Raw genomic sequence first — 26,587 nt, forward strand, 5'->3', positions numbered from 1 at the left:
TGCTTTTGATGAAGCATAAGAAGGCTGAAATCTGCTGACATTACAGTGCATTGAAAGTGTTATAAGCAAGCAACCGAGGCTGTCTGAAAAGTGTAATGCTGTGTCATATTGAGCCTGTCGAAATATTCTAACTTATTGATAATAAATATCGATTTCGACAAGCTCAATCTGACAAAGTAAATATAATGCACTTTTCAGGCAGCCTCATACCCTATAGATACCCTATGGATACTCCGTAGATACTTCGTAGATAAAGCGTGCTACTGTTAAAAATACAAAAAAGCCAAGTCCATGCGGAAACTACAAAAACGTACAGATTTTACAGAATTTACAGAATTTGCAAAAAACTACAAATATGAACAGACGATGCATTATTGTTATAAAACGCCAATGACTACTATAATTACAGCAGCTAAAGGCTTATAAAAAGCGGCATTGCACACAGCCTCTTAAAATTTGGTCTTTTACCGTGGAAAATACTTGAATTAGTTCACCCAAAACCAACCATGGCTTCCGGCTACGGTACCTGCAATGGTAATAAGGCTTAGTACCAATAGCACCCAATGCAAGCGATGCATAATGTTAAAGGTTTTTTCTGGGTTTGCTTCGGCGTATTTTTTAAAGACTTTATGAAGCACAAGTGGTTCCAGTACATAAAGAATTAATGTGAATAAAATCCATACCAAGGTCATGGCATGAATCCACCAATAGCGGAGGTCTAAATACCGATTCCAAGCATCCATTTCATAGAGCATATAAAATCCCGAAAGTCCGGTAAGCAGCGTTGTAATTTTAGCTTGTATGGCAAACTTCCCTTCAATGGTTTCAAAGGTATTTATTTGATCTTCTTTAGAAGTCATTTTTTTAATGGCAGGAATAAGCACGGTGGTTACCATGGCCACACCACCAATCCAAAGAACTACGGCTATAACGTGGATAATGCGTGCTAATGTAAACTGTTCCATGTGTTTTTTAAATTGAATGTAATTCGAAAAATGATTTTAAACTGTGTGTATCTAAACCAACAGATTGTTGCAATTCTGTAACGCTACCGTGTTCGATAAATCGGTCTGGAATCCCCAAAACCTTCATGGTATTTTTATAATTATGTGCTGCGGCAAATTCTAAAACAGTGCTTCCGAAGCCGCCATTTATGGCATTATCTTCCACGGTTATGATGGTTTGGTAATTTTTAAAAACGCTATGCAATAAGGTTTCATCTAAAGGTTTTACGAAACGCATATCGTAATGCGCGATGTTTTCAGGTTGCTTACATTGTGTAATGGCTTCAGAAACATTTTTGGCAATGGTTCCAATACTTAAAACCGCCAGCGTTTTTCCTTCTTTTAATTGCAAACCTTTACCAATATCTATTTTAGTAAACGGTTGTTTCCAATTAACGGTTACGCCAGCACCTCTTGGATAGCGAATGGCAATGGGCAATTGTAGCCCAAGTTGTGCGGTGTACATGATGTTGCGCAATTCCATTTCGTTTCTTGGAGCAAATAGGATGAGGTTGGGAATGCATCTTAAATACGACACATCGAACACCCCGTGATGCGTGGCGCCGTCTTCACCCACCAATCCGGCGCGGTCTAAACAAAAAATAACAGGTAGTTTTTGTAGCGCCACATCGTGGATAATCTGGTCGTAAGCCCGTTGTAAAAAGGTGGAATAAATATTGCAAAACGGTATCAATCCTTGGGTTGCCATACCTGCCGCCAAAGTTACAGCGTGTTGTTCGGCAATACCCACATCAAAAGCGCGCTCTGGCATTTCGTCCATCATATATTTTAAAGAGCTTCCTGTAGGCATTGCGGGCGTAATACCAACAATGTTTTTATTTTGCTTAGCCAATTCTACAATGGTATGACCAAAAACATCCTGATATTTTGTGAATGCTGAAGGTGTTTTAGAAATAATATCGCCGGTAGAGGCGTTAAATTGTCCGGGTGCGTGGTATGTTACTTGGTTTTCTTCGGCTTGCTTTAAACCCTTGCCTTTGGTGGTAATGATGTGTAAAAACTTCGGACCTTTTACGGTTTTTAGGCGATTTAATTCCACAATGATTTTATCAATATCATGGCCATCAATAGGACCTGAATAATCGATATTTAGCGCCTCAATAATATTATTTTTTCGTTGAATACCCTTTTTAACCTGGGTTAAATATTGCTTTAAAGCACCCACACTTGGGTCGATGCCGATGGCATTGTCGTTTAAAATTACCAATAGATTGGCGTTGGTAACACCGGCGTGATTTAATCCTTCAAACGCCATACCACCCGCAATAGAGGCATCGCCAATTACGGCAATATGTTGTTTATCTACATTACCTTTTAGTTGCGATGCAATGGCCATACCTAAGGCAGCCGAAATAGAGGTGGAGGCATGCCCCACACCAAAAGCATCGTACACACTTTCATCGCGTTTTGGGAAGCCGCTAATGCCACCAATTTGTCGGTTGGTGTCGAATATTTCTTTTCTGCCGGTTAATATTTTATGTCCGTAGGCTTGGTGACCCACGTCCCAAATAAGCTGATCTTCGGGGGTATTAAATACATAATGGAGTGCAATGGTTAATTCTACCACGCCTAAACTCGCGCCTAAGTGGCCTTCTTTGGTGGCAACAATATTAATGATAAAGTTGCGCAATTCTTGGGCAAGTTGAGGCAAGTCTTTTTGGTTTAAAAGACGGAGTTCTTTGGGGGAATGAATATGTTTTAACAATTGGCTCATGAACATACAAATGTAATATTTGAAAACGATACGAGCGCCATTATCATTTTGAAATTGTATTTTTGATTTTTAATAGTTACGTTTCTTTTATGTTACAACCTTTTGATGATACTTATTTTATGAAAAAAGCGCTCCAGGAAGCGGAGGTTGCTTTTGAAAAAGGCGAAATTCCGGTGGGCGCTGTTATTGTTATAGATAATAAAGTGATTGCCCGCGGGCATAATTTAACCGAAATGTTGGTGGATGTAACCGCACATGCCGAAATGCAGGCCATTACAGCAGCATCAAATTTTTTAGGTGGGAAATATTTAAAAGATTGCACTTTGTACGTCACTTTAGAACCTTGCCAAATGTGTGCCGGGGCTTTGTATTGGAGTCAGATTTCCACGGTGGTGTATGGCGCTCGAGATTTGGAGCGTGGGTGTATTAATATGAATACGAAATTGCATCCTAAGACTGTTGTTAGAGGAGGCGTTATGGAAGCCGAGGCTTCGGAGTTGTTGAAGCGGTTTTTTATACAGAAGCGTAATTTGAATTAGGTTTTTATTGATTAGAAGGGTTGAATTTGCGAGGACTTAAGAGGTTTCGACTGGGCTCAACCTGACATACTTAATATTGAATTGAGACTGCAAACTGGTACTGGATACTGCGACTGCGACTGTGACTATAGGATATAGGGGTTTCGACTGCGCTCAACCTGACATGGGTAGCTGTAAACTGCGACTGCGACTGAAAACTAAAGAGGTTTCGACTGCGCTCAACTTGACATACTTAATATAGAATTGAGACTGCAAACTGGTACTGGATACTGCGAACTGCGACTGAATACTATAGGGGTTTCGACTGCGCTCAACCTGACATGAATAACTGAACACTGAGACTGCGACTGATTCTAAAGAGGTTTCGACTGCGCTCAACCTGACATGGTTCACTGCAAACTGAGACTGAATACTGCAACTGAGACTGAACACTCCAAAACAAGCCCGCGTTAGCGATTGCAGTGAAAATCCTTTTTAAGATGGAGGGTAATAAAAACGGTTAGAACTATAATTAAACAGATTGTTTCGTCCTTCGTCCTCGCAATGACGCTTTAAAAAGATTGTAACGAAAAGCGCGACCCGCAGGGGAACGCCCAAAATACTAAAGCTTTTTTTCTTTTTGGGATTCGCGCATTTTATCTAAATTTTCTTTGGTAAGCATATAGTCTTTTACATCTTTGTCTTTCCAGCGATAGTATGAAAATAGCGGAAATACGATGAAAAACAGCCCTAAAACGCCAAAACCTATGAGTTTTTGAGTGTATGGGGTTTCGATAAAATACCCTGCTAAGATACTTCCGAAGCAGATTAAAAATGATATGAGGATTATATATTTCATTAAATAATTTATTTGGTAAATTTAATTAATTGTCGTCTGTAAGCGGTTAATAATTTGGATTTTGAAATATAACCAAAATATTTTCCTGCTTTAATTACGGGTAAATTCCATGCGCCGGTGGTTTTAAATTTTTCCATAATAGCGTTCATGGAATCGTTATCGTAATCAATAATATCATCGTCGGCGCGCATTAAACTGGCAGCATCAACTTTTTCGTATAAATCTGCATCAAACATCATATGCCTGATGTCGTCTAAACGGATGACTCCCAATAATTCATTGTCGTCATTAACCACCGGAAAATGATTCCGAGAGGACTTGGCGACGGCTTTTTTTAAGATATAGCCCAGATTCATATCGGGTTTTAATACGATAAAATTGGTTTCGATAACTTTATCGATGTTTAAAACCATGAGTACATTTTGGTCTTTGTCGTGCGTTAAGAGTTCGCCACGTTCTGCCAGTTTCATGGTGTAAATTGAATGCGATACGTAATATTTTGTGATGGCATACGAAATAGCAGCCACTATCATAAGCGGAACAAAGAGTTCGTGCCCACTTGTAATTTCGGCAATTAAGAAAATAGCGGTTAATGGCGCATGGAGTACACCTGCCATAAGCCCGGTCATGCCTAAAAGTGTAAAATTTGCTTCGGGAACCGAAAAATTAAATCCGATGTTGTTAACGATTTTAGCAAACACATTACCCAAAACACTGCCCATAATAAGTGTAGGGATGAAAATACCCCCAACACCACCAGCGCCAAAGGTTGTGGTCATGGCTATGGCTTTAAAAAAGGCAATGCCCAATAGCAAACCAATAACAATCCAGATGTTAGTTAAATCGAAATTGAAAGGCATATTGCCTATGGCTGAAACATGGTCTCCTTTTAAAAGGTTGTTCATAATACCATAGCCTTCACCGTATAATGGCGGGATGAAATACAGCATGGTACCAATGGCTACGCCTCCAATTAATAGGCGGATCGCGCGACTTTCGAACTGTTTAAAAAAATTGGTGATGGCGAAAAACACCTTTGAAAAATATACCGAAGTTAGGGCGGTTACAATTCCCAGCAGAATGTATAAAGGAATGTCTTTAAAATCGAAACTATCGTTTAAATCGACATGAAGCAAAACATCGGTTCCTAAAAATAAATAGGAGGTAATGACAGCAGAAACGGATGCCAGTAATAAGGGAACCAAGGATGTAAAAGCAATATCTAAACTAAAAATTTCGACGGCAAAAATAACCGCAGCAATGGGTGCTTTAAACATGGATGCCATAGCACCGGCCGAAGCACAACCAATTAACAGCAATCGGGTTTTTGTGCTCATGTGGAAAAGCTGCGCGGTATTAGACCCCAAAGCGGCCCCAACACTTACGGCAGGACCTTGTAAACCTACAGACCCACCAAACCCTGCCGTTAAAGGAGCGGTAATTAATGCCGCATAAATATTATAGCGTGGAAGAATGCCATTTAATTTTGATAAGCCATGCAAGGTTGTTGAGATGCCATGCCCAATATGCTTTTTTAGCCATGTTTGTTTTATTATGTAAACAAGTGCCAGACCTATGATAGGAAAAATAAAATATAAGGTATTTTGGTAGTTTTTTAGAAAGTCTAAGTCTAATAGCATTCTAATAAGATGGGTCAGGTTTTTAAGCACAACCGTTCCCATACCTGCTAAAATACCAACTACGACGCTAAGTATGTAAATAAATTGTCGCTCGGAAATGTGTTTGTATTTCCATATTAAGAATTTGCGCAATAGACTTTTAGAGCTGTACGGCATTGTATAAAATTACTAAAAAAATAATGTAAAAATCGGGTTTATTTTTTTATCCTTTATGATTTGCCTTGTATGGTTATTAATTGGCGTCTGTAAGCTGTTAATAGTTTCGATTTTGAAATGAATCCGAAATACTTACCGTCTTTTATTACGGGCAAATTCCATGCGCTACTATCTTGGAATTTTTGCATAATTTCAGTCATTTTATCCTTTTCAAAATCGATTACTTCTGGTGCGGGTTGCATAATATCGTGCGCTACCACTTCACCATATAAATCTTCGTCGAACATAATAGGTCTTAAATCGTCTAACAAAATAACGCCGACTAATTCTTGAGTTTTAGCTTTTACAACAGGGAAAATATTTCGGTTGGATTGCATGACCGCCGTATGTACAATTTCGCCTAAATTCATATTAGAGGTAACGGTTGCAAAATTGGTTTCAATTACTTTTTCTATATCCATTAACGTGAGCACCGCATGGTCTTTGTCGTGGGTAATTAATTCGCCCTTTCTTGCAAGTTGCATGTTATAAACAGAATGCGGACTGAAATATTTAGTCAATCCGTAGGATATAGTCGCAGTAAGCATTAAAGGAATAATTAGTTCGTAACCACTGGTTAACTCTGCAATTAAGAAAATAGCCGTTAAAGGTGCATGTAAAACACCCGCTAATAAACCAGCCATACCAACTAAAGAGAAATTACTTTCGGAAACTGGCGAGCTAAACAAACCACAGTTATTAATTGTTTTAGCAATGACATTGCCCATGATGCTACCCATAAAAAGTGTTGGAGCAAAAATACCACCCACGCCGCCAGCACCAAAGGTTAATGAGCTCGCTATAATTTTAAAAAACACCAGACCAGAAAGCAGTAAGATAACAATCCAGATATTGGTTAAATCCATTTGCATTAAATTTTGTTCTAAAGCTTTTTCTGGGTTACCAGCAATGAGATTATTAATTACATCAAAGCCTTCGCCGTATAGTGGTGGAATAAAATAAATAAGAATACCTAAACCGATACCACCTACCAGCAAGCGTTTTATTGGGGAATTTAATTTATCGAAAAACGTATGAATTTTATCGTATACCTGGGTGAAATAAATAGAGGTTATCGCAGCGAAAACACCAAGAATCATGTAAAAAGGTGCATCACCAATTACAAACTTATCTTCAATTTTAAAAGGCAATAGAATATCGTCTCCAAAGAAAAAATAGGAAGTTAAAATAGCCGAAAGTGACGCCAATAGAAGCGGTAGCATGGAGGCGATGGTAAGGTCTAAACTAAATACTTCGATAGCAAAAATGATAGCAGCAATAGGCGCTTTAAAAATGGAACTCATAGCCCCGGCGGCAGCACAACCAATCAATAAATTTCGAGTGGTTTGGTTCATATGAAACATTCTCGAAATGTTAGAGCCTATGGCGGCACCCGTAGCTACTGTAGGGCCTTCTAACCCTACCGAACCACCAAAACCAACGGTGAGCGGTGCTGTTAAAATAGAACCAAACATTTGATATTGTTTCATTATCCCTTTTCGTTTGGAAATAGCAAAAAGGGTTGAAGGAATACCGTGACTTACTTTATTGCGAATAACATATTTAATGGCAAAATAAACCAGTGTAAGTCCAAGAATAGGAAATAGGAAGTAAAAAGCGTGGTGGTAGTATTTTATTAAATTGCCCTCTAGTAAATGTTGAATAAAGTGGGTTAAATTTTTTAATACAACGGCGCCAACTCCCGAGGTAAATCCAATAATGATACTAAGTATATATACAAACTGTCTGTGAGAAATATGTTTTGCTCTCCAGATAAGTAGTTGTTTTAAAATGGTTTGTTTTGGCATGATTAAAGCGATTAAAAAATCCTGCATGTAGCAGGATTTTTTTATTTATGGTTTTAAATTAAGTTTTAAGCTTAACTCTGTTAATTGCGCATCGTCTATGGTAGCCGGTGCATCTATCATGATGTCTCTTCCTGAATTGTTTTTTGGGAAGGCGATAAAATCGCGAATGGTTTCTTGTCCGCCTAAAATGGCCACCAATCTATCCAATCCAAAAGCCAACCCACCATGTGGTGGCGCGCCATATTGAAAGGCATCCATTAAAAATCCGAATTGCGCTTTCGCTTCTTCAGGTGTAAAACCTAAATAATCGAACATTAAGGATTGTGTTGCTTTATCGTGAATTCTTATAGAACCGCCGCCAATTTCGTTACCGTTTAAAACCAAATCGTAGGCGTTCGCTTTTACGTCGCCAGGATTTGTTTTTAGCAATTCAAGCTGACCTGGTTTTGGTGAAGTAAACGGATGGTGCATCGCATGGTAACGTTGCGTGTCTTCGTCCCATTCTAATAAGGGGAAATCTAAAACCCAAAGCGGTGCAAATTCTTTAGGATTTCTAAGTCCTAAGCGTTCTGCTAATTCCATACGTAAGGCACTTAATTGCGTACGCACTTTGTTTGTATTACCCGAAAGCACACAAATTAAATCGCCTGCTTTGGCACCAGTTGCTTCAGCCCATTTGGCTAAATCGGTTTCGTCGTAAAATTTATCGACGGACGATTTATACGTACCATCGTCGTTACAACGTACATACACCATTCCTAAAGCACCAATTTGTGGGCGTTTAACCCAATCAATTAATTGGTCTATTTCTTTACGAGTATAGGCGTTTCCTCCAGGAACAGCAATACCAACCACTAATTCGGCGCTATTAAAGACGCCAAAATCTTTGTGTTGTGCTACGGCGTTAAGTTCGCCAAATTCCATCCCAAAACGAATATCGGGTTTGTCGTTACCATATAATCGCATGGCATCGTCGTACAGCATTCTTGGGAATTTTTTAACTTCAACACCGTTAATTTCTTTTAATAAATGACGTGTTAAGCCTTCAAACGCATTTAAAATATCTTCTTGCTCAATAAAGGCCATTTCACAATCTATTTGTGTGAATTCTGGTTGTCTGTCGGCACGCAAATCTTCATCTCTAAAGCATTTCACAATTTGGAAATACTTATCCATGCCACCAACCATCAACAATTGCTTAAAGGTTTGTGGCGATTGTGGTAAGGCGTAAAACTGACCCGCATTCATACGAGAAGGCACTACGAAATCGCGCGCACCTTCTGGCGTCGATTTGATTAAGTACGGTGTTTCAACCTCAATAAAGCCTTCGTTAGAAAGATAATTTCTAACAGCTTGCGCTACTTTATGTCTAAAAATTAAACTGTTTTTTACGGGGTTGCGACGAATATCTAAGTAGCGATATTTCATACGTAACTCTTCACCGCCATCGGTTTTATCTTCAATGGTAAACGGTGGTAGTATGGCTTCGTTTAAAACAGTAAGTTCAGAAACTAAAATTTCAATATCGCCCGTAGGCATATTAGGATTTTTTGAAGCACGTTCAATAACGGTTCCTTTTACCTGAATAACGAATTCGCGTCCTAAATTTTGTGCCTGTTCCAGCATCGCTTTAGAGGTACGCTCTGCATCAAACACCAATTGCGTAATACCGTAACGGTCGCGTAAATCTACCCAAACAATAAAACCTTTATCTCTAGATTTTTGAACCCAACCGGCAAGTGTTACTTCTTTATTTATATGCGATGCGTTTAATTCACCACAATTATGACTTCTGTACATAGTTTAAAATTGAAGTGCAAATTTACATAACTTAAGTGATTATTAAATAAAAAACGCCTCAACATTTGTTGAGGCGTTTTTAAAATATTTAAATCATTTATAAATTAAATGGTTTCTTCGTTAATTAGTTCGGTTGAAGTTGTTTTGATTCGTATCCACATTTTTAATTGCATGCTTAAAAAGAATAAAACGGGCACCACAATAAGGGTTAGAAAGGTTGCAACGAATAAACCGTAAATAACGGTCCATGCTAATGGTCCCCAGAACACCACATTGTCTCCTCCAAAATAAATATGTGGATTAAATTCACTAAATAAGGTGAAGAAATTAATATTTAAACCTATAGCCAATGGTATTAATCCTAAAATGGTTGTAATGGCAGTAAGTAATACGGGGCGTAAACGGGCTTTTCCTGCCGTAACAATACTTTTATATAAGTCGTGTTTATTTAAATACTCTTCTTCATCTAAACCTAACTTGTATTTTTTTCTATCAATTAGTAATTGCGCATAATCTAACAATACCACGCCATTATTTACAACAATACCTGCCAGCGAAATAATACCCATCATGGTCATCATTATCACGAAGGCGCTTCCGGTTATAACAATACCACTAAACACACCAATTAAGCTTAAGAAAATGGCAAGCATAATAATAGTTGGCTTAGAAAATGAATTGAATTGGAAAATAAGAATTAAGAAAATTAAGAATAATCCCGTAAAAAACGCGCCCACTAAAAACGCCATTTGTTTGTTTTGTTCTTCAATCTGACCAGTATAATCTATTTTAATACTTTTAGGAAGTTCATTAAAATCTTTCATCGCATGACGTACTTGACCAACCACGGCACCCGCATCGGTATACCCTGGTGAAAGAGCAGAATACACCGTAACAACACGTTTTGTATCTCGGTGTTTTATAGAACTGAAACCAGAGTTGTTGTTTTGCTTAGCAACGGCCGAAACTGGTATTTCTTTAATTTGACCAGAAGCCATATCTCTAAAAGTGATTTTCTGATTAAATAGTGCACTGGCATTATACCTGTTTTCTTCATTGAAACGCACATAAATATCGAAATCATCGCCACCTTCTTTATAAATACCGGCTTTTGCACCAAAAATAGAGTTTCTTAATTGCTGCCCCACTTGAGATGCGCTAACACCCAATTCGCCCGCTTTCTCTCTATCTACCACTACCTGCATTGCTGGTTTATTTTTATTTACATCAATTTTTAACTCGTCGATGCCAGCAATACTTCTCGAATTAATAAAGTCCCGCATTTTTTCGGCGGTATTTATAAGTTCGGAATAATCATTTCCTTCTAATTCAATGTTAATAGGCGCACCTGCTGGCGGTCCGTTGGCATCTTTTTCAACCGAAATTAATACGCCAGGATAAATGCCTACTAAGGCTTCCTGAACTTTTTGACGTAATAATTCGCTGTCTTCACCTTCTCTAAATTTATACTCTCGCATAGAGGCGGTAATTTTTCCCTTATGAGGCATTTCGGCCGCCGATCCACCATCGGTTTGAGGATTTCCAGCACCTTCGCCCACCTGCGACACCGCACTTTCTACCATGAAATTGTAATCGCCTTTTTTATACATGTTTTCGTTTAAAACATGGTATACTTTCTTTTCAATTTCTTTGGTGATGGCGTTTGTTTTATTAATATCGGTACCTTCAGGATATTCAATATAAACTATAATTTGGTTTGGCTTATTATCTGGGAAAAATTCAACTTTTGTTCGTTGAGAACTTAGCGAAATCCCGAAACCAATAAACGAAATAACAAGTAACACGAAGGTGCCTATGCTAATAAAATAAGGGCGTTTTCCTCTTAATGCGGCTTTTAATGATTTCTCGTATAAATTTTCAAGGATTACTAAGGTGTTATTTTGAAAATAAATCGACCATTTTCTTATATATAATCGGTATAACCAAAGCATAATGGCGGTAAATATCATTACAGAACCTAAAGCACGATAATCGCCGCCAAATATTAAAATGAAAAGTCCAATTATAGTTAAAATTGACGTGATGTAGATTATTTGTTTTTGAGACATTTCTTTGTCTTCAACAGTCATAAACTGAGACACTAACACCGAGTTAAAAAAGATAGCTACAAATAACGAAGACCCTAATACCACCGATAAGGTAATTGGCAAGTAAATCATGAATTCTCCCATAACTCCTGGCCATAATCCTAAGGGAATAAACGCCGCAACCGTGGTTGCTGTTGAGATAATAATTGGGTAAGCAATTTCACTAATTCCTTTTTTAGCGGCCTTTTTTCTACTCATGCCTTCTTCGTCCATGAGTCGGTATACATTTTCAACCACCACGATACCATTATCTACCAGCATTCCCAGACCCATAATAAGTCCGAATAAAATCATGGTGTTCATGGTGTAGCCTAAGAGGTCTAAAATCATTAAGGACATGAACATAGACATCGGGATGGCAAACCCCACAAATAGCGCGTTTTTAAATCCTAAGAAGAATAATAAAACGGTAACAACCAGAAAAATACCAAATATAATGTTGTTTACTAAATCGTCTACCTGACCAATAGTTTTAGAAGATTGGTCGTTAGTGATGCTCACGTTTAAGTTGCTCGGGAATATGTTTGTTTTTGCTTCCTTAACTATGGCATTAATTTTATCAGCAGCTTCCACCATGTTTTTTCCGGCGCGTTTTTTTACGTCTAGCATCACAACAGGATCTCCAAACTCGCGGGCATAAGTAGTTTTATCTTTTTCTTTAAAAGAGATTTCTGCAATGTCTTTTAAATATATAGGATTATTATGCTCTACTTTAACAACAAAGTTTTTTAAATCGTCCGGCGAGTCTATTTCACCAAGAATTCTTATGGTTCGTCTTTGGCCACTTGTAATATAGTTTCCTGCAGACATGGTCATGTTGCCACTATTAATGGCGCCAATAACATCGTCGAAACTAACTTGCGATGCCATCATTTTATAGATATCTACGGCGACTTCAACTTCTTTTTCTTGAGCACCACGAATGTCTACTTTTTTAATTTCGATGAGTTTTTCAATTTCATCTTGAAGGTATTCGCCAAATTCTTTTAGCTTTTCAACCGGATAATCGCCAGAAATGTTAATGTTTAGAATAGGCATTTCTTCAGACATGCTCAGTTCAAAAACATTAGGCTCTACTTTGGCGCCATTAAATGTTGGCCAATCTTCGCCAGCAGTTTCAGAATCAATTTCGTCTTTAACTTTTTGTTTTGCTTGGTCTACCGTAATATGTTCGTCAAACTCAACAATAACCATCGAGTAATCTTCTTGCGACGTTGAGGTAATTTCAACCACATTACTCACTGTTTTTAGCTTGTCTTCTAACGGATCGGTAATAAGTTTTTCAATATCTTCGGCAGTATTTCCAAAAAATGGCGTGCTTACATATATTTTAGTTTCTTTTATTTCGGGGAAACTCTCTCTGGGCATATCAAAATAGGCTGTAATACCTAAAAAGAATATCATCGCCATCATCATATAGATGGTGGTTTTATTATGGATAGCCCAGGCCGATAACTTAAATTCTTTATCTACTTGTTTTGGTTGTTTCGTCATTGTTAAAAGTCGTTAGTCTATAGTCTATAGACGTTAGTTTTTAGAGTTTGTTTTGAGATATTTTTGAAGACTTGTTATCATTTTTGATAATTCTTCAAGTTTTTCTCTTAATTCTATTTCTTGTTCAATTTTTATGTAACCTTGTCTTTTTGCAATTGTTATACATACAACACATTCTTTTACAGAGCCAATAGCTATTTGTAAAAATCTATTAAATTGTGAGTTTGAATCGCCAGAACCTTCGGCAATATTTAATGCAACGGATAATGAGGCTCTAGTAAATTGCGAGGCTAAGGCATAGCGTTCTATATCTGGAAAATTTTTAATAGTCTTATATGATAAATCAACAAAATCTAATGCTTTTTGATAAACTTGTAATTCTTCAAATTTAAATTTTATGTCTTTCATTTGATGTTAGTATTTGCTGGTAATTTTTAGTGCTTTGACTTTTGCGACAACTAACTACCGACTTAAGTCTACTGACTAAAGACTATTAATTACTTTAACCAATTGGCCATCTTTTACACTTCTTGCACCTTCTTGAATAACTTCTGCACCGTTTTTAAGACCATTTATAACTTCTATAACATCACCTTGTGCCTTACCGGTTTTTATAATGATACGTTTTGCAACTCCTTCGTTATCGGTGTTTTTATTATCGATGATGTAAATGTATTGTTCTCCTTCGGCATTTTCAGAAATGATACTTTGCGGAATGAGTAAGGCGTTCTCGCTAGAATAGTCGTTAATTTTTAATTTGGCTGTTAAATTAGGTTTGATGCTTTTATCTTTGTTTGGTACTGCAACTTCAATTTTAAAAGTTCTGTTAGCAGGATTTATAAAATTACCAGCTTGTCTGATTTTTGCATCCATAGATTTTCCTAAAATAGGGAACTCAATTTTTACATCTTTATTAACGGTTACGTTTGTAATAAAGCTTTCAGGAACATCGGTTTCAATATACATGTCTTCTAAATTAACAATACGCATTAATTGCGATTGCCCTGGAGCCACAACACTACCTTGATCTGTAATTACATCGTCTATAACTCCCGTAAAAGGCGCGCGAACAGATGTTTTACTTAACTGACTTTTTAATTGATTAACCGCGCGTTGTTGTGCTTCGTAGCTAGACTTTGCTTGCAGGTATTGAATTTCGCTACCAATTTTTTGTTGCCATAAACGTTCTTGACGCTCGAAGGTAGTTTTGGCTAAATCTGCTTGAATTTGCATTTGCGCTACTTGTTGGCTTAAACCACCATCATCAATGGTTGCAAGAAGTTGTCCTTTGGTAACATTCTGACCTTCTTTTACATAAACGCGAGTTAAGGTGCCTCCCATTTCTGGATAGATTACTAAGTTTTGTTTGGTTTTAACATTCCCTTGAAGCTCTAAAAAATGATCGAATTTTTCAGATTCAATTAATAAAGAGGTTACCAATGGTAATTTTTTAACGGTATCTAATTCAGAGATTCTATCATTAATGAGTTTTAATTGTGCTGCAAATTCTAGCTGTTTGGCATCAATTTCTTCTCGTTTTTCTATGAGTGCTTCTAAATTATTTGAAGCTACTAAATCTTCAACCGATTTGCTTTTTTTATCGCCACCGCATGCGGTTAATAGCAATGTAGCCGTTAAAAGTGTGTATATATATTTCATTTTTTTTTATGAGTTTATGGGTTGATGTGTTTATGAGTTTAATTTAATTTATTGTTTTGTTTGATATTTATGTAAGCCATCAAGCATTGCTGTTAGTTCTGTTGTATGCTGTTTTTTTGAAAACTTCATCTTATTTTTTTTAAACAATAAATTAATCAACTTTATTCAGTATGGTTTCTAGTTCTGCTTTTTTGTTTATAACATCGAGCATGGCTTGTAAAAATTCTTGTTGCGCTGTATATAATTGTGTTTGTGCTTGTCTTAAATCGAAACTTGATGCAATCCCTTCAAAAAATTTGGTTTGATTTTTTTGTTCGATGCGTTCCGCTAAGTTTAGATTTTGTTTTTTATTATCGTAATCTTCAATTGCAAATTGATAATCGCTTTTCGCCGCCGCTGTTTGAAGTTGTAATTTTTGCTCGGTTTCAATTAAATCGTCTTTAGCCTTTTCTAGATTTATTTTGGCACGCTGTGTGGCGGCACTTCTTCCTAAAGAGCTAAAAATAGGAATGTTTAAATTAACACCTAGCAAGGACGAACCAAACCATTTTTGTTCGTTGGTGGTGAATTTAAATTCGTCACCAAAAGCCGAATAGCCGCCATTAATAAAGGAGTTTAAGGTTGGAAGCGCTTTACTTTTTTCTAGTTTAAGCAGTAGTTCTTTGGCGCGTTTATCGTTTTCTGCAATTTGATAATCTATGGAGTTGTTTAAGTCTAAATCGGAATCAATAAGTTCTAACGACATGTTTTTAAGACTTAAACTTTCAAGCGTGTCCGTTAAAACAGTAGAGTTATAAACATCTAGACCAAGTGTGATGTTTAACATTTGATAGGCTAATGTTTTTAAACGTTGCATGTTTTTTAAGGAACTATTTACGCCATGTAAAGTAATTTGTAATTGTTCTACACTTTCTTCTTCCTCTAAGCCGTTGTCGTAAATTTTTATTAAATCGTTAAGGTTTTTTTCGAGGATAGTCTTGTTTTTTTCAATAATAGCAACACTCTCTTCTGCTAATAGTACATTGCCATACGCATTGATAACGGCTTTTCTAACTTCTAGATCGGTTTTAGTTTTGGCATTTTTCGAAATTTCTAAAAATACTTTAGCCGATTGTAAGCCAACTAAATAGGAGCCATCAAAAATTTTCTGAGTTAAAGTAGCTGTGGCGGTAACACTTTGTTTGGTACTAAAAATAACTTCGGCAAACTCTCCAGAATTGCCACCAAAAAACTCGGCAGGAATTAAAGACACCTGTTGTTTTAACCAGTTTTGATAGCCAATTTCTGCAGATATTTGAGGTAACCCCGTTGAGGTCGTTTCCCATTTTTGTTGTTTTGCAGCTTCAATATCTAAGGCGGCATTTTTAGCGGTACGGTTGTTTTGTAACGCATAATCTATAGCTTCTTGCAGCGTAAAACCTTGTGTATTTTCTTGAGAAAATGCGGTTATCGATACAAGTACACTAAAAATTAAAATTAGGTTGTATTTCATTTTATGATTGATTTAATTTTATAAATTTTTTTAATTCTTGTAAACCTTTGTCGGTTACAATGGCTCTTAAATGGTATTCTAAAAAACTTTCCATAAGGTATTCCATGTCATAAATATCGTTTGGGAAAAAGTTGTCGTCTTTTATACCAGACATACCAACAAAATACATTCTAGAAATGTAATCGACATTAATGGTTGATCGGTATAATTCTGTTTCAATGCCTTTTTGTAAACTAATTTTTACCGATTCATGCATTTTTTCAAATTGTTTTAAATGCAATCGTTGGTAAATTTGTGGATAGTATTTTTTAAGTTGAAAGTTGGGCGATGTTTTTTCGTTTTTTAAATATTGACTCACAAATATTTTAATATCGTATAATTCTTGAATGGGGTTTAATGAGGTATTGCAAATACCATCAATGCCATCGCATACGGTTTCAAAAACTTCAAAGGTTACTGCTTCAACAAGTTTTGTTTTGTTTGCAAAATGTACATATATAGTTTTTTTAGATATACCAAGTTCATTAGCAATATCGTCCATGGTAACACTTTTAAAACCAAGTGTGAGGTACATTTCTGTTGATTTTTGTATAATTTTATCTCTCATAATTACAGACAAATGTACAACAGGAAACTTTAATAGTCCAAATTGATTACTTAATATAGAATCATGATTATATTAAATGTCAATGACATAGAGGTTTTAAATGTGTGTATAAAATAAAAGTCCCGAGTTTATCGGGACTTTTATTAAAGTTATAATGAATGTTTGGGGTTAAAACCATCTTCACTTAATTCTAAAGGCGTATAATCGGCAAACATTTCATGTTCATAATCCGTTTTATCTTCTTTAGAGAATTTAGCTATTATTTTTTCCATTATTTCATAAATCACAGGAACAATAATTAATGTAAGAAATAAGGAGCTAATTAAACCTCCAATAATTACCCAAGCTAATCCATTTTTCCATCCAGAGCCTGCTCCAGATGCTAATGCAATAGGGAACATACCAAATACCATGGCAATTGTGGTCATTAAAATAGGGCGTAACCTAGCATGATTTGCTTGAATTAAAGCGGTTCTAATGGTTTCGCCGGCTTTACGGCGTTGGTTCGTGTAATCTACAAGCATGATAGCATTTTTACAAACCAAACCAATAAGCATGATGATACCCAAAATTGTAAAGATATTTAATGAATTATTAGTTAATGCCAATGCTAACATGGCGCCAATAAACGAAAGTGGAATGGCAAATAATACTACGAACGGGTGTACAAAACTATCATAAAGGGCTACCATTACCAGATAAACCAAAATGATAGCAGCTAATAATGCAATTCCTAAAGTACCAAAACCTTCCGATTGGTTTTCTTGGTCACCTCCCCAAATGTAACTTACACCTGTAGGTTTTTCTAATTTATCTAGTTTCTCTTGCCATTGGTTAACAATGGTTCCTGAAGGAACACCCACGTTTTGACCTTGTACCGTTACCGAAGCCGTTTTATCTCTACGCTCTAACATACTTGGTCCAGACCCTTCTGTAATAGATGCAAATTGAGATAGTTTTATTTGTTCTCCAGCATTATTAATAAACACCAAGTTGCTTATATCTGAAATATTTTTTCTATCAAAAGCATTGTATTTTATATTGATATCGTATTCGTATTCTCCTGCTCTAAACTTACCATCGGTATTTCCACTATATGCAGTTTGCATAGTCATACCTACAGTTTGTAAATTTAACCCAAGTGCAGCCATTTTATCACGGTCTACTTGTACATTTATTTCAGGGTTTCCATCTTCTACGGTTAGTTTAATTTCGGTGGTGCCAGGAATTTTTCTTAATTCGGCTTCCGCTAATTTTGCAAATTTCATAGCACTTTCTACATCTGGTCCCGTTACAATTAAACCTAATGTAGCATTTTCTGCAGTCCCCATAATACTTACAGGTACCGTTTTTACTTTGGCGCCCACTAATATTTGTTCTAATTGACGTTTAATTTTTGCTGCATATACAGAAGCATCATCGGTTCGCTCTGCTTGATCAATCATTTTAACATTAATCTCAGATTTGTATGCTGTAGCTTGCGTGGCACCCATACCTTCTGAGGTTTGTCCTACTGTTGAAAATTGACTATATACGTATTTTTGTTTACTTAAATAGTCTTCTGCTTTTTGTGTCATGAAGTTGGCTTGTTCCAAAGAAGCATCTTTTGGCATTTCAATTTGAACCAAGAACTCACCACTGTCGGATCCTGCAAAAAATTCACCACCTATAAAACCACCTCCAACGAGTCCCATGGTAGAAGAAAGGAATAATACAACGACTACCACTATGGTTTTAATGTAATGGTCTAAACACCATTTTAGAATTTCGGTAACCCAATTTGTAAAACGGGTTAATAATTTTTCAAAGGCAAGAATAACTCTTCCAAAAAGGTTTTTACCTTCAATATGTTCTAGTTTACCAAAACGGGAAGACAACCAAGGTATGATAGTAAATGATGCTAAAAGCGATAATAAAGTTGAAATTACAACCGTCATACAAAACTGTGTAATAATGTTCGATACCAATCCGCTACTCATAGCAATTGGTAAAAATACCACTACAATTACTAAGGTAATAGAGGTTACGGTACCGCCAATTTCGGCAGTTCCATCATAAGAAGCACGAATACGGCTTTTGCCCATTTCCATGTGTCTATAAATATTTTCTAGTACCACAATGGCATCATCTACTAGAATACCAACTACTAACGATAGACCAAGTAAACTCATTAAGTTTAATGTGTAACCTAAATAATAAATACCAATAAATGTAGCAATTAATGAGGCAGGAATTGATACCATTACAATTAAGGAGTTTCTAATACTGTGCAAGAAGAATAGCATAACCACAGCAACCAGAATAACGGCAATTAATAAGTCATGCAATACTGAATCTGCAGCTTCTAATGTAAAAACGGTACTATCTTTTGCTGTTGTAAGTTGTAAATCGTTTACTTTATAATCGTTTTCTAATTTCTTAATAGTTTCAGCAACTAACTCGCTTACTGAAACCGCATTAGCATCCGATTGTTTTATAATTTGTAAAATAATGGCACTTTTTTGATCGACACGTGCAATTTTTTCGGCATTTTTTTGTGTGTCTTGTACATCGGCAACATCTTTTAATCGAATTTGAATACCGTTTTGCGAAGACACGACCAAATTTCTTAATTCTTCAACATTTTTGTATTTTCCTGCTAAACGAATTAATATCTTTTGTTCGCGCGTTTGAATGTTTCCTGTAGGGAAATCTAAATTTGATGCCAAAATAGTTTGTTGTACTTGCGGAATTGATAATCCGTACCCTTGTAATTTTGTAGCATCTAAGTTTACTTGAATTTCCCGTTCTTGTCCACCAATAATATTTACTTGTGCTACACCTTGCACACGAGATAAAACAGGCACAATTTTTTTATCAATTAAGTCGAAAAAAGCAGCTTCATCCATTTTACCATTCGCACCTAATGTAATTATAGGCATGTCGCTTAATGAAAATTTGTTTAATGACGGCGTTTTAGCATCATCGGGTAAATCACTTAAAACCGCATTTATTTTTCGCTGAGCATCGTTCATCGAAACATCTACATTGGCGTTAGAAGTGAGTGTTATAGATACTACTGAAAGACTTTCGTAAGATTTAGAGTCTATTTTTTTAATATTTTCTAAAGAAGCAACGGCATCTTCAACTTTCTTTGTAACTGTGTTTTCAATTTCACTTGGTGAAGCTCCAGGGTAAACTGTTGATACCGTGATAACATTCATTTCAAACTTTGGTATCAATTCGTAACCCAATTGGCTATAACTGAAGAGTCCTCCCAGTATTAGGATTGTAAATAATACAATTACTAATGAAGGGCGTTTTATTGATATTTCTGCTAATTTCATATGTTTTTATGTTGATTATTAGAGGTGTGTAATTACTTAATAACCTCTACAGATGTGCCGTCTTGAAGGTTGATTTGACCTGTTGTTACAACAGTATCTCCATCAGACAATCCACTTACTATTTCTACTAAATCGCCCAAAATTCTTCCAGCAGTAATCTTTTTTAATTTTGCAATTTTATTTTCAACAACAAAAACTTGATTGCTGTTTACGCTTCCTACGAATGCAGTTCTGGGAATAACCATTAAATTTTGTTTTTGTTGATTTGATTGAAAAGTAGCTGTGCCATACATGCCTGCTTTTAAATCGTTATCAGTATTATTTGATATTTCAATTTCAACAGGGAAATTTAAAGTAGCATCTGCTTTAGCAGCAATAAAGGTGATTTTTCCAGAAAATATTTTATCTGGATAAACACTAGAAGATACCGAAATGGTGTTGCCTACTTGTAGATTGGCAACTTGCGATTCATTCACTGTTACAATTAGTTTTAAGGTATTGGTGTTTACAATTTCAAATAAATTTGTTGCTGGCATAGAGGTTAACATTGAGCCTACTTCTATAAATTTTTTGTTAATAATGCCGCTAATAGGAGCTTTAATTCTTGTATCACCAACATTAATTTGAGCTTGTTTGTAATTAGCTTCTGCATTAGCCAACATTACCTTTGATTGGTCTAACTGTTGTTTGGTTACACCGCCAGTTTTGTAAGCATTTTCAAATCGACTGTAATCTGCTTTAGCATTTTGGTAAGCGGCATTGGCGGCTTGTGCATTGGCATTTATGGCATCACCTCGCATAATTGCTAAAGTTTGCCCTACACTTACTCGGTCGCCCTCTTTTACAAGGATACTCGTTACTCTTCCTGTTTTTTCAGCAGTTAAAGTAATTTCTTGTTTAGCCTGAAAGTTACCATTCGCTACAAAATCTAAAGAGATTTCTTCTGTTTTAACAGTTTCTACTTTTACAGTAACGCTTGCATTTTTTTTGGCAACGATAGCAATTTTTTCTTCATTTTCAGCCTTATTTTTAAGTAAAACAAATGCTATTAAAGCTAAAGACACTATAAGTATAATTCCGTATTTTATATAATTTTTCATGTTAGTTGATTAAAGTTTTTAATTCTCCTTTTGATTTTATTAATTGAATTTCTGCTAATTTGTAATCTAAAATGGCAGCTGTGTAATTATTTTGTGCTTCGGTTGAAGCATTTTCGGCATCTAGTAAATCGGTTAACGAAGCCAATCCTTGTAAATAATTATTATTGGTATTACTTAATATTTCCTCGGCTAATCGCATGTTTTCTTTTTGATTTTCGATGGTTATAAGGCTGTTTTTAATTTGAGTTGAGGCATTCTTATAATCTAAATCAAGCGCTAATTGCGTATCTTTTATATCTTCTTGGAGTGATTTTAGTTGAATATCGGCTTGTCTTACTTTGGCTTTTGTGCCAAACCCACTAAAAATAGGAATGCTTAAATTTAATCCTATTGATGAGTAATCAGACCAATATACATCATCCTCAGATTTTGCTCCCCAAGGAAGTTCTGGTCCTTGCCCAATGTAGCTATAACTTGCACTTAGTGATAGTGTTGGAAAATAACTAGCCATCACAGATTTTTTTTGTAGCACCAACAATTCTTCTTGTTTTTTAAGCATTAAATACTCATTTCGGTTTGTAATGTCTGGAGATGCTGTTAAGGCTGCAAGTGAAACTTCAAAATCGGTTTCTGGTATACTTATCTCGGTTTCTATGGGCATACCTATGTAAAATTTTAAAGCATTTTCTTGTAACTTCACAGCATTAATAAGCTGCTGTTTTTGTGTGCTAATGTTAGATAGGTTAACAGTCATTCTATCTAAATCAATTTTTTTAGCCAAACCATTATCATATTGTCCTTTTACAATATCACGTATTTTGGTTGTAGTAGCTAAATTGTTTTCTACCAAAGTTAATTTTTGGCGTAGCACATATACTTGATAATAATTTTTAGCTACACGTTCTATAACTTGTTCTTCTGTTAATTGGTTATTTATTTGATAAAATTCGCGTGTTGTTTTCGCTGCCTTTAAACCCATAAAAACCGATTGATCAAATAATTTTTGATTTAACGAAACTCCAGCGCCCGACGTCCATTTTTGTCCAAAAGCAGCCTCAATTATAGTGCCTGGAGCTCCAAAATAATCGCCATCAATTACGGTTGTTTGTAAAATTGGGTTGTAATATAAACTGCCACTTGCTGTTATTTGTGGTAATGCTGCCGATCGAACTTCTTGAATTTGGTATTCGCTGTTTTCAATGCTAAGTTTCGATTTTTTTGCGTCTGCCTTATTGTCTAACGCATAGGTTAAAGCGTCTTTTAATGTAAGGGTTCTTATTTCTTGCGCTTGTAAGGAGAGGGCTAGAAATAGTGTGGGGATTAGATATAGAATTTTCATTTATTGGTTTTGCTTATTATTTATTATTTGTTGTTCGAGTTCTTCAATTCCTTTTTTTGTAGCTATGGCTCTTATATGGTATTCTAAAAAATTTTCCATTAGGTATCTTATGTTGTATAAATCTGGAGGAAAAAATGCGTCTTCTTTTATACCTGTCATGCCATTAAAATACATTCTTGAAATAAAATCGATGTTAATGTCAGGTCTATATAATTCAGTTTCTATTCCCTTTTGAAGGCTTTTTTTAACCGAATCATGCATTTTTTTAAATTGTTTTATATGCAAGCGTTGATATATCTGTGGATAATATTTTTTAAGTTGATATTGAGGTGACGTTTTTTCATCTTTAAGATATTGTATAACAAATATTTTAATATCGTACAATTCTTGTATAGGGTTTTTTGAGGTGTTACAAATACCATCTATACCTTCGCATACTGTTTCAAAAAGCTCATAGGTAACCGCCTCAACGAGTTTTGTTTTATTAGAAAAATGTACATAAATGGTTTTTTTCGAAATACCCAAAGCATTCGCAATATCATCCATAGTAACACTTTTAAAACCGAGTGTTAAATACAATTCAGTTGCTTTTTGAATAATTTTTTCTCTCATTTAGTTCCTTGTTTTTGAGTAAAACTCTAAATTGGCAGCTAATTTTAGTTCTTGTCCAACACCAATACCACCAGATTCGTTAAAAGCCAAAGGGGTTAAACCAAAATCTTTTCTGTTAACCGTTCCAGATACTTCAAACAAGGCTTTTGAAATACCATTATTTGATTCCAGATGCATCAGTTCAGCGTCAAATTCAATAATTTTAGTTACATTATTTATGGTTAAATAGCCCTTTAAAAAATTTGTAGAAGAATTAATTTTTTCAAAAGAAATGGATTTAAAACAAATTGAAGGGTATTTTGTAGTATCGAAGAAGTCGATTAGCTTTAAATTAACATCAAATTGTTCTAGTTTGCCTTCATTAGAATGTACATCTATTAAAAATTCTATTGAAGCATCTTCCAGTTCGTCGTCTTTTACTTTAATAGTACCGTTAAATTTGTTAATTGAGTTTGCTAAATAAGCAACTATAGAATGTTTTGATCTTATTAAAACATCCGATTGTGTGGAATCTACCGTCCAATTTGTTGCCGTCATAATCAAATTTCTTTTTAAATTTTCGGCAAATATATACAGGAAACTTTAAAAACCAAAAAAGCTTCCAAAGTTTTATTGTTATTTTACAATAATTTAATATTCAAACTTTTTAATACCGGTAATTAGGTTATTTTTGTTTCATGCTTGCAATCGAAAAATACCAACAAGAATTTGTAGCCTATCTACAAGACTACGCAACGGTAAAAGAGCCAAAAGGGCTTTATCAACCCATTCAATACATTTTAAATCTGGGAGGGAAACGGTTACGACCGGTTTTAACCTTATTGACAGCCGAAATATTTAATGGCCATTATAAAGAGGCTTTAAACGCTGCCTTAAGTGTTGAGGTTTTTCATAATTTTTCGTTAGTTCATGACGATATTATGGATGATGCGCCACTGCGTAGAGGGCATCAAACCGTTCATGAAAAATGGAATGTGAATACGGGAATTCTTTCTGGAGATGCCATGCTTATTATGGCGTATCAATTGTTTGAGAATTACCATGCCGATACGTTTCAGGCCTTGGCAAAATTGTTCAGCAAAACAGCTTTAGAAGTGTGCGAAGGGCAGCAATACGATGTCGATTTCGAAACACGAAGCGATGTTGCCATTAACGAGTATTTAAAAATGATTGAATACAAAACGGCGGTTTTGGTTGGTGCAGCCATGAAAATGGGAGCTATTGTGGCAAATGCATCGGTAGAAGATCAAGATACCATTTATGAATTTGGAAAAAATTTAGGTATTGCGTTTCAGTTGCAAGACGATTATTTAGATGCTTTTGGAGACCCAAAAACGTTTGGAAAACAGGTGGGTGGCGATATTATTGAAAATAAAAAAACCTATTTATATATTAAAGCTTTAGAATTTTCGGAATCAGAAACTAAATTAAAATTGGCTAATTTGTTTAGTACTACTTTAGATTCTAATGAGGCTAAAATAGAAACAGTTAAAGCTATTTTTGTTGACAGTGGTGCTGCCGAAGCTTCTAAAAAGGCAATTCAAGATTACACGGATAAAGCATTTAATGTTTTAGAAACTTTAAATATATCGGCCGATAAAAAACTAGTTTTAAAAACATTTGGCACTAATTTAATGAACAGAACCGTTTGATGCAGTTACCTACTAGTTTTAATGATTTAATAGACGAGGCAAATCGCTTAGATTTATATAAAAAACTGATTCATCAATTAAACAAAGATTTATTGTTGGCAAACATTAATTTAGATTTTCATGAAGAGGTGTTGCCAAACAGTTTGAAGTTTTTACTACACGAAACGGTTTATAAATTAATACAAGAAAAATTCAACGATTATTTAAACTTACTGTATATTGTAGATGTTTCAGAAAAAGACGTGAAAGCCTTAAACGGCGATGATATCTTGAAGCTATCTGAAGAGGTTACTTTTCTGATTTTAAAGCGTGAATGGCAAAAGGTTTGGTTTAAAAATAAATACAAATAAATTAATTAGGATAAATTTGTCTTAATTAAAAATAAGTTTGTATATTTGCATTAAATAATAAGATAATATGTTTTCGAAAGCATGCGAGTACGGTATTAAAGCAGCAATTTTTATTGCCATAAACTCGTATGAAGGTAGGCGTGTTAGTCCGAAAGAAATAGCCGAAGAGATAAATTCGCCGCAAGCCTTTACTGCTAAAATATTGCAGGACTTGGTACGCAACAATATTGTGTTTTCTATTAAAGGCGCGCATGGAGGTTTTGAATTAGATAAAAGTCAAATTTCAAAAATTAAAATAGCGCAAATTGTAAAAGCTATTGATGGCGATAAAATTTATAATGGTTGCGGATTAGGTTTAGAAACTTGCGACGAAAACCATCCGTGTCCGGTACACGATAAATTTAAATCGGTTAGAGACGAATTAAAATACATGCTAGAAACTACGAGTCTTGAAGAATTGGCACTTAATATAAAGTCTGGCGCTTCATTTTTAAAAGTATAAAAAAAATTTGAATATAAATAGGATAAAATTATCCGAAATAATAAAAACTATGGAAGTATTACATAAAGATTCAGAAAAACAAATCGGGCAATTTGTTGCAGACGATTTTAGAACCGCAGCGGTATTTAGTAATTATGGTATCGATTTTTGCTGTAAAGGTGACAGAACCCTTGAAGAAGTTTGCGAAAAAAATGGGATTGATGCCCATGTGCTTATCGATGAGCTTCATGCGGTATTAAACTCCAAAACAAATCAGTCTATAGACTACAAATCATGGCCATTAGATTTGTTGGTAGATTATATCGAGAAAACGCATCACCGTTATGTTGCAGAAAAAATACCTGTATTGCTTCAGTTTTTAAATAAATTATGTTCTGTTCATGGTGAAAGACATCCGGAGTTAATTACCATTAACGAGTTGTTTAAGGCATCGGCAGGTGAACTTTCGGCTCACATGAAAAAGGAAGAACTTATTCTTTTTCCATTTGTAAAAAGATTAGTGAACGCAAAACTTGAAAATATCACCATCCAATCGCCACAATTTGGAACTGTTGAAAATCCAATCGCTATGATGATGCAAGAGCATGACAATGAAGGGGAGCGTTTTAGACAGATAGCCGAATTATCTAATAATTATACGCCTCCTGCAGATGGATGTAATACCTATCAAGTTACTTACGCCATGCTTCAAGAATTCGAGCAAGATTTACATTTACATATTCATTTAGAAAATAATATTTTATTTCCTGGCGCGGTAAAGTTAGAAAAGCAAAATGGTTAATAGCAA

The 26,587-nt window shown here is 35.4% G+C and carries 22 protein-coding genes; 6 read left to right on the top strand and 16 right to left on the bottom strand.

All coding sequences use genetic code 11. The annotated features are described in order from the left end of the window. Positions 1–291 precede the first annotated feature (291 nt). Positions 292–426: a hypothetical protein gene (locus ACFQ0I_RS04625; RefSeq protein WP_379939802.1), complete on the top strand. Its 135-nt coding sequence runs from the start codon at positions 292–294 to the stop codon at positions 424–426. 59 nt (positions 427–485) lie between these two features. Here ACFQ0I_RS04625 and ACFQ0I_RS04630 read toward each other — a convergent pair whose 3' ends face one another. Continuing rightward, positions 486–965, bottom strand: coding sequence for a hypothetical protein (locus tag ACFQ0I_RS04630; protein WP_379939804.1), 480 nt, complete (start codon positions 963–965; stop codon positions 486–488). A 7-nt stretch (positions 966–972) separates the two neighbouring features. Next, the gene (dxs, locus tag ACFQ0I_RS04635) at positions 973–2,739 is read right to left on the bottom strand and encodes a 1-deoxy-D-xylulose-5-phosphate synthase (protein ID WP_379939806.1); all 1,767 of its coding nucleotides are present in this window, start codon (positions 2,737–2,739) and stop codon (positions 973–975) included. Positions 2,740–2,828: 89 nt separating this feature from the next. Here dxs and ACFQ0I_RS04640 point away from each other — a divergent pair, with 89 nt between their 5' ends. Beyond that, on the top strand, positions 2,829–3,278 hold the full coding sequence (locus ACFQ0I_RS04640) for a nucleoside deaminase (RefSeq protein ID WP_379939808.1): 450 nt from the start codon (positions 2,829–2,831) through the stop codon (positions 3,276–3,278). Positions 3,279–3,879: 601 nt separating this feature from the next. On the opposite strand, the gene ACFQ0I_RS04645 is transcribed toward ACFQ0I_RS04640, so the two are convergent. From ACFQ0I_RS04645 to ACFQ0I_RS04710, 14 genes are all read right to left on the bottom strand, one after another. Further along, the gene (locus tag ACFQ0I_RS04645) at positions 3,880–4,116 is read right to left on the bottom strand and encodes a hypothetical protein (protein WP_379939810.1); all 237 of its coding nucleotides are present in this window, start codon (positions 4,114–4,116) and stop codon (positions 3,880–3,882) included. A gap of 8 nt (positions 4,117–4,124) precedes the next feature. Next, positions 4,125–5,912, bottom strand: a complete 1,788-nt coding sequence (locus tag ACFQ0I_RS04650; protein WP_379939812.1) for a chloride channel protein — start codon at positions 5,910–5,912, stop codon at positions 4,125–4,127. A gap of 53 nt (positions 5,913–5,965) precedes the next feature. Continuing rightward, a complete protein-coding gene (locus ACFQ0I_RS04655; RefSeq protein WP_379939958.1) occupies positions 5,966–7,759 on the bottom strand; it encodes a chloride channel protein in 1,794 nt (597 codons plus the stop codon). Between the two features lie 45 nt (positions 7,760–7,804). Further along, positions 7,805–9,559, bottom strand: a complete 1,755-nt coding sequence (aspS, locus tag ACFQ0I_RS04660) for an aspartate--tRNA ligase (RefSeq protein ID WP_379939814.1) — start codon at positions 9,557–9,559, stop codon at positions 7,805–7,807. 104 nt (positions 9,560–9,663) lie between these two features. Further along, the gene (locus ACFQ0I_RS04665; protein ID WP_379939816.1) at positions 9,664–13,161 is read right to left on the bottom strand and encodes an efflux RND transporter permease subunit; all 3,498 of its coding nucleotides are present in this window, start codon (positions 13,159–13,161) and stop codon (positions 9,664–9,666) included. A gap of 33 nt (positions 13,162–13,194) precedes the next feature. Beyond that, complete coding sequence (locus ACFQ0I_RS04670) at positions 13,195–13,569, bottom strand: four helix bundle protein (protein WP_379939818.1); 375 nt, start codon at positions 13,567–13,569, stop codon at positions 13,195–13,197. A gap of 75 nt (positions 13,570–13,644) precedes the next feature. Further along, entirely contained in the window at positions 13,645–14,820 is a 1,176-nt protein-coding gene (locus ACFQ0I_RS04675; RefSeq protein ID WP_379939820.1) for an efflux RND transporter periplasmic adaptor subunit, read from the bottom strand. Positions 14,821–14,971: 151 nt separating this feature from the next. Further along, positions 14,972–16,312, bottom strand: coding sequence for a TolC family protein (locus ACFQ0I_RS04680; protein WP_379939822.1), 1,341 nt, complete (start codon positions 16,310–16,312; stop codon positions 14,972–14,974). Position 16,313: 1 nt separating this feature from the next. After that, on the bottom strand, positions 16,314–16,919 hold the full coding sequence (locus tag ACFQ0I_RS04685; protein WP_379939824.1) for a TetR/AcrR family transcriptional regulator: 606 nt from the start codon (positions 16,917–16,919) through the stop codon (positions 16,314–16,316). Positions 16,920–17,068: 149 nt separating this feature from the next. Beyond that, positions 17,069–20,245, bottom strand: coding sequence for an efflux RND transporter permease subunit (locus tag ACFQ0I_RS04690; protein WP_379939826.1), 3,177 nt, complete (start codon positions 20,243–20,245; stop codon positions 17,069–17,071). A gap of 32 nt (positions 20,246–20,277) precedes the next feature. Further along, positions 20,278–21,345 carry an efflux RND transporter periplasmic adaptor subunit gene (locus tag ACFQ0I_RS04695; RefSeq protein WP_379939828.1) on the bottom strand — a complete coding sequence of 356 codons (1,068 nt, stop codon included), beginning with the start codon at positions 21,343–21,345 and terminating at the stop codon, positions 20,278–20,280. 1 nt (position 21,346) lies between these two features. Continuing rightward, complete coding sequence (locus tag ACFQ0I_RS04700; RefSeq protein WP_379939830.1) at positions 21,347–22,684, bottom strand: TolC family protein; 1,338 nt, start codon at positions 22,682–22,684, stop codon at positions 21,347–21,349. After that, entirely contained in the window at positions 22,685–23,296 is a 612-nt protein-coding gene (locus ACFQ0I_RS04705; RefSeq protein ID WP_379939832.1) for a TetR/AcrR family transcriptional regulator, read from the bottom strand. Further along, positions 23,297–23,833, bottom strand: a complete 537-nt coding sequence (locus ACFQ0I_RS04710; RefSeq protein WP_379939834.1) for a YceI family protein — start codon at positions 23,831–23,833, stop codon at positions 23,297–23,299. Positions 23,834–23,973: 140 nt separating this feature from the next. Here ACFQ0I_RS04710 and ACFQ0I_RS04715 point away from each other — a divergent pair, with 140 nt between their 5' ends. The 4 genes from ACFQ0I_RS04715 (at position 23,974) to ric (ending at position 26,581) form a co-directional block, all read left to right on the top strand. Beyond that, positions 23,974–24,948 carry a polyprenyl synthetase family protein gene (locus tag ACFQ0I_RS04715; protein WP_379939836.1) on the top strand — a complete coding sequence of 325 codons (975 nt, stop codon included), beginning with the start codon at positions 23,974–23,976 and terminating at the stop codon, positions 24,946–24,948. Continuing rightward, a complete protein-coding gene (locus tag ACFQ0I_RS04720) occupies positions 24,948–25,298 on the top strand; it encodes a hypothetical protein (RefSeq protein WP_379939838.1) in 351 nt (116 codons plus the stop codon). The genes ACFQ0I_RS04715 and ACFQ0I_RS04720 overlap by 1 nt, the downstream gene beginning before the upstream one ends. A gap of 67 nt (positions 25,299–25,365) precedes the next feature. Continuing rightward, on the top strand, positions 25,366–25,800 hold the full coding sequence (locus ACFQ0I_RS04725; protein WP_379939840.1) for an RrF2 family transcriptional regulator: 435 nt from the start codon (positions 25,366–25,368) through the stop codon (positions 25,798–25,800). Positions 25,801–25,849: 49 nt separating this feature from the next. Then, positions 25,850–26,581, top strand: coding sequence for an iron-sulfur cluster repair di-iron protein (ric, locus tag ACFQ0I_RS04730; protein ID WP_379939842.1), 732 nt, complete (start codon positions 25,850–25,852; stop codon positions 26,579–26,581). Positions 26,582–26,587: the final 6 nt, after the last annotated feature.

The sequence above is a fragment of the Mariniflexile aquimaris genome (assembly GCF_042676825.1).
GTDB lineage: Bacteria > Bacteroidota > Bacteroidia > Flavobacteriales > Flavobacteriaceae > Mariniflexile > Mariniflexile aquimaris.

Excerpts from the sequence above, each read along its gene's own strand:
- ACFQ0I_RS04625 (WP_379939802.1), top strand. The coding sequence starts at position 292 with ATGCGGAAACTACAAAAACGTACAGATTTTACAGAATTTACAGAATTT.
- ACFQ0I_RS04630 (WP_379939804.1), bottom strand. The coding sequence starts at position 965 with ATGGAACAGTTTACATTAGCACGCATTATCCACGTTATAGCCGTAGTT.
- dxs (WP_379939806.1), bottom strand. The coding sequence starts at position 2,739 with ATGAGCCAATTGTTAAAACATATTCATTCCCCCAAAGAACTCCGTCTT.
- ACFQ0I_RS04640 (WP_379939808.1), top strand. The coding sequence starts at position 2,829 with ATGTTACAACCTTTTGATGATACTTATTTTATGAAAAAAGCGCTCCAG.
- ACFQ0I_RS04645 (WP_379939810.1), bottom strand. The coding sequence starts at position 4,116 with ATGAAATATATAATCCTCATATCATTTTTAATCTGCTTCGGAAGTATC.
- ACFQ0I_RS04650 (WP_379939812.1), bottom strand. The coding sequence starts at position 5,912 with ATGCCGTACAGCTCTAAAAGTCTATTGCGCAAATTCTTAATATGGAAA.
- ACFQ0I_RS04655 (WP_379939958.1), bottom strand. The coding sequence starts at position 7,759 with ATGCCAAAACAAACCATTTTAAAACAACTACTTATCTGGAGAGCAAAA.
- aspS (WP_379939814.1), bottom strand. The coding sequence starts at position 9,559 with ATGTACAGAAGTCATAATTGTGGTGAATTAAACGCATCGCATATAAAT.
- ACFQ0I_RS04665 (WP_379939816.1), bottom strand. The coding sequence starts at position 13,161 with ATGACGAAACAACCAAAACAAGTAGATAAAGAATTTAAGTTATCGGCC.
- ACFQ0I_RS04670 (WP_379939818.1), bottom strand. The coding sequence starts at position 13,569 with ATGAAAGACATAAAATTTAAATTTGAAGAATTACAAGTTTATCAAAAA.
- ACFQ0I_RS04675 (WP_379939820.1), bottom strand. The coding sequence starts at position 14,820 with ATGAAATATATATACACACTTTTAACGGCTACATTGCTATTAACCGCA.
- ACFQ0I_RS04680 (WP_379939822.1), bottom strand. The coding sequence starts at position 16,312 with ATGAAATACAACCTAATTTTAATTTTTAGTGTACTTGTATCGATAACC.
- ACFQ0I_RS04685 (WP_379939824.1), bottom strand. The coding sequence starts at position 16,919 with ATGAGAGATAAAATTATACAAAAATCAACAGAAATGTACCTCACACTT.
- ACFQ0I_RS04690 (WP_379939826.1), bottom strand. The coding sequence starts at position 20,245 with ATGAAATTAGCAGAAATATCAATAAAACGCCCTTCATTAGTAATTGTA.
- ACFQ0I_RS04695 (WP_379939828.1), bottom strand. The coding sequence starts at position 21,345 with ATGAAAAATTATATAAAATACGGAATTATACTTATAGTGTCTTTAGCT.
- ACFQ0I_RS04700 (WP_379939830.1), bottom strand. The coding sequence starts at position 22,684 with ATGAAAATTCTATATCTAATCCCCACACTATTTCTAGCCCTCTCCTTA.
- ACFQ0I_RS04705 (WP_379939832.1), bottom strand. The coding sequence starts at position 23,296 with ATGAGAGAAAAAATTATTCAAAAAGCAACTGAATTGTATTTAACACTC.
- ACFQ0I_RS04710 (WP_379939834.1), bottom strand. The coding sequence starts at position 23,833 with ATGACGGCAACAAATTGGACGGTAGATTCCACACAATCGGATGTTTTA.
- ACFQ0I_RS04715 (WP_379939836.1), top strand. The coding sequence starts at position 23,974 with ATGCTTGCAATCGAAAAATACCAACAAGAATTTGTAGCCTATCTACAA.
- ACFQ0I_RS04720 (WP_379939838.1), top strand. The coding sequence starts at position 24,948 with ATGCAGTTACCTACTAGTTTTAATGATTTAATAGACGAGGCAAATCGC.
- ACFQ0I_RS04725 (WP_379939840.1), top strand. The coding sequence starts at position 25,366 with ATGTTTTCGAAAGCATGCGAGTACGGTATTAAAGCAGCAATTTTTATT.
- ric (WP_379939842.1), top strand. The coding sequence starts at position 25,850 with ATGGAAGTATTACATAAAGATTCAGAAAAACAAATCGGGCAATTTGTT.